Source organism: Cysteiniphilum sp. JM-1 (assembly GCF_008711525.1).
Taxonomy (GTDB): domain Bacteria; phylum Pseudomonadota; class Gammaproteobacteria; order Francisellales; family Francisellaceae; genus Caedibacter.
The window spans coordinates 1-3,340 of record NZ_VXKS01000049.1; the positions used below are offsets into that span (position 1 = coordinate 1).

The following is a 3,340-nucleotide window of genomic DNA, read 5'->3' on the forward strand; positions in this document are numbered from 1 at the left end:
CATAATGCAAAGAAGCGAGGAAAAGCATTAATTTTCTCGTTGTTAGAAAACGTCCTTTGTAAAAAACCAACGGTTCAATAAGTATGATTTATAATCTCCTCACAACACAAATAGAGCCATGAGTTTTTAATTACTCGCCATTGTTTTACTTATGGGAAACTGTAGCACAATCGTTAAACCTTGCCCTCCATCCGAGGTGCGCGCGGCTATCTGCCCATCATGCAACCTGACAATTTCCTTCACAATTGAAAGCCCAAGACCACTACCGGCTTGCCCCGTCCCTGCTTCACGATAAAATCGATCAAAAATTCGCTTTTGCTTATCTTCAGCAATCCCAATGCCGTTATCAACCACTTCGAATAAGACTTCTGATTTTGCCACATAACTATATAAGACAACTTTACCACCATCGGGGGTATAACGAATGGCATTATCAATAAGATTCCTAAACAAAATATTTATTAATGTTTCACTGGCATAAACAATCGCTGCTGACTTACTTGGCAAGAACTCTAGCTCAATATTTTTTTGCAGCGCCAATAACGCCAATTCCGCAAGTTGATTCTCAGCAATACTATTTAAATTCACATTTTTTTTATCAGGCAAATCCTGCTGCGGCTCTAAGCGACTTAACGTCAGTAGTTGGTCAATAATATAAAAATAGCGATCGGCACCACTGATAATATTGGCAATACGCTTTTTAATCTCAACCATGTCATCCAAGTTAAGCGCAACCTCAGCTTGCGTTTTCAATGCGGCCAATGGCGTTTTTAATTCATGCGCTGCATCTCCAGCAAAGCGCTTCTCACGCTCTAACACCTTACTAAATTTTTGAAATAGAATATTTAATTGATTTAATAGCGGAATCACTTCAGGCGGCGCTGTTTTAACAGCAATTGGTTCAAGCTTACGTGGATCTTTGACTGCAATTGCACGGCGAATATCAGATAAAGGTCGCAAAGCCAGTTGCACCACAATAAATATAGATAGCAATAGAAATATATATAGCGTGATTAAATCCCATAAAGCGCTGCGAAACAAATTCAAAAACATTTGATGCTTAAAATCAGAGCTTACCAACACCACAATGCGATACGGTTGATAGCGACTATTAATGCTAAACATATTCCATAATTGCGATCCTTGTGACGTTTTTAGCTTAACCGTTTGAAAGCTGTCAAGTTCCGTCTTTTGAAAAGTAGACACATCCGGTGATCCTGTTGAATGCAAAATCAAATTACCACTGCGGCGATCATAAACCTGAAAAGCAAATGAATCTTTATACACATTATCAAATTGTGCAATTTTGGGCTTTAAGTTCCCTGCGATATTTTCAAGCGTTGTTAAAGAGTTAGATTCCAGCAAATCACTTAACTGACGTTTTGAACTATCAGTAATCGCGGCAGACAATAAGGCATCAATCGCATTGGCACTGTTAACCATTTGCATTTTAAATAAATCTTCGTTTTGTTGACGCATCTGATAATAGTTAAAGACACCTAAAATAAAAATTGAGCAGCTAATCAGCAATATTAAACAGATACTTAAAAACTTTTGAATCGATAACCTGTTATTAAGAAAAGTAAAGTAATTCGCGCGTTCCATAATACTCAAAACATTCAAAGTAACTAGGCATAAGTAGCCATGCAGATATTATCAGGTATTTTTTGGATTCTCGGATCAAGTCCGAGAATGACAGTGAGTTGTCATATTCGGGCTTGACCCGAATATCCATTATTACCAATAAACCATTGCTTAGATACTTAATAAGACATTATCCTAGCATGTAAGTGATTGCCAATCATATCGGACTTATTAAGGATAATCCAGCATAACTGGGCGAGGTTTTTAATTGGTAAAAATAAATACTTTTACAGAGATTGACTATCAGGCTTGCCATCTTATTTATATTAAGGGTACGATAATCACCGACAGGGACATAAAAATATCTGATAACACATAATCATATAGCCTACAGCAGATTCATCATTCTGCTCTTTCGCATATGAAGCGTTGTTGCGATAATGTTAAAGAGGTCATAGAACGGGCTATTATGCAAAGAAACCACAAGAAGTCAATGCATAGTATATTGCCCTTTTGATAACAGTAGTTCTAACCATTCTATAAATAGGGTAATAAGGAGATAGACGTGTTACAACCAGCTAAACAAGATAAGTTTGACAACAAACCAGACAATATCGTTAACACGCTCAAAAACAATCACATCGAAAACAGTGATGATGACGATATCAATGATAATGATTATGCACTTGATAACTCTAATGATGATGACGATGACAATGCATTTAACAACACAGAAGTTGATGCCCATGATTTTTCGCACGTAGATAATGACGCCACGCGCATGTATCTTGTAGATATTGGCTTTAGACCATTATTAACAAAAGACGAGGAATTCTACTACGCTCAAAAGGTACAACAAGGCGACTTAAAAGCAAAAAACATCATGATTGAGAGCAACTTACGTCTTGTTGTGAAAATTGCCAAACGTTACAAGCCACGTGGTAATAGCTTAAGCTTTCTTGATTTGATTGCTGAAGGTAATCTTGGCTTGATTCGCGCTGTTGAGAAATTCGACCCTGAACTGGGTTGGCGCTTCTCAACCTATGCTACTTGGTGGATACGTCAAAATATTGAACGCGCACTATTAAATCATCAACGCACAATTCGCGTTCCTGTCCATATATTAAAAGAACTCAATGTTTATTTGCGTGCGGCAACGGAGCTAACTAAGCTTCTTGATCATGAGCCATCCCCTGAGGAAATTGCTGAGTTTATTGACCGCCCTGTTGAAGATATCCGCAAAATTCTCACCTCAACCGTACCAATGGACTCGCTGGATGACGCCTATGATGATTCCAATCGCAGCATGCTTGAGACAATTGCCGATGAGCAAACCAGTGATCCGGAAGATATCCATTTACATCAAAAAGCCGCTCAATTTATTGATCAATGGCTTGATGAGTTAAGTGACAATCAACGCGCAGTGCTATCAATGCGCTTTGGTCTGCGCGGCTATGACATTCAAACACTTGAAGAAACCGGTACACAAATTGGGCTGACGCGTGAGCGCGTACGTCAAATTCAGGTTGATGCATTACGCCGCTTAAAAATAATTGCTGCGGCTAACAATATTGATGCCAACCTATTCTCTAAACAATAAGCACACTTATTACAAACCCCTCTACACTGAGTGTATAAATCAATATTATAGCTTTGATAAAATTTTGTCATTTCTAGCAAGCACTGATAAAGAATAAACTGAGCCTAACTTCTTGAGCACATGATGCAAAGGAAGCATTTTGTTCATATCACTTAT

At 38.1% G+C, this 3,340-nt stretch carries 2 protein-coding genes; one reads left to right on the forward strand and one right to left on the reverse strand.

All coding sequences use genetic code 11. The features are described from left to right. Window positions 1-126 precede the first annotated feature (126 nt). The gene (locus F3D68_RS11060) at window positions 127-1,605 is read right to left on the reverse strand and encodes an ATP-binding protein (protein ID WP_151194490.1); all 1,479 of its coding nucleotides are present in this window, start codon (window positions 1,603-1,605) and stop codon (window positions 127-129) included. A gap of 544 nt (window positions 1,606-2,149) precedes the next feature. On the opposite strand from F3D68_RS11060, the gene F3D68_RS11065 reads away from it, so the two are divergent. Continuing rightward, window positions 2,150-3,184, forward strand: coding sequence for a sigma-70 family RNA polymerase sigma factor (locus tag F3D68_RS11065; protein ID WP_224728297.1), 1,035 nt, complete (start codon window positions 2,150-2,152; stop codon window positions 3,182-3,184). Window positions 3,185-3,340 lie beyond the last annotated feature (156 nt).

Bases quoted from the DNA above. Each gene is read 5' to 3' on its own strand.
- F3D68_RS11060 (WP_151194490.1), bottom strand. From the start codon at position 1,605: ATGGAACGCGCGAATTACTTTACTTTTCTTAATAACAGGTTATCGATT.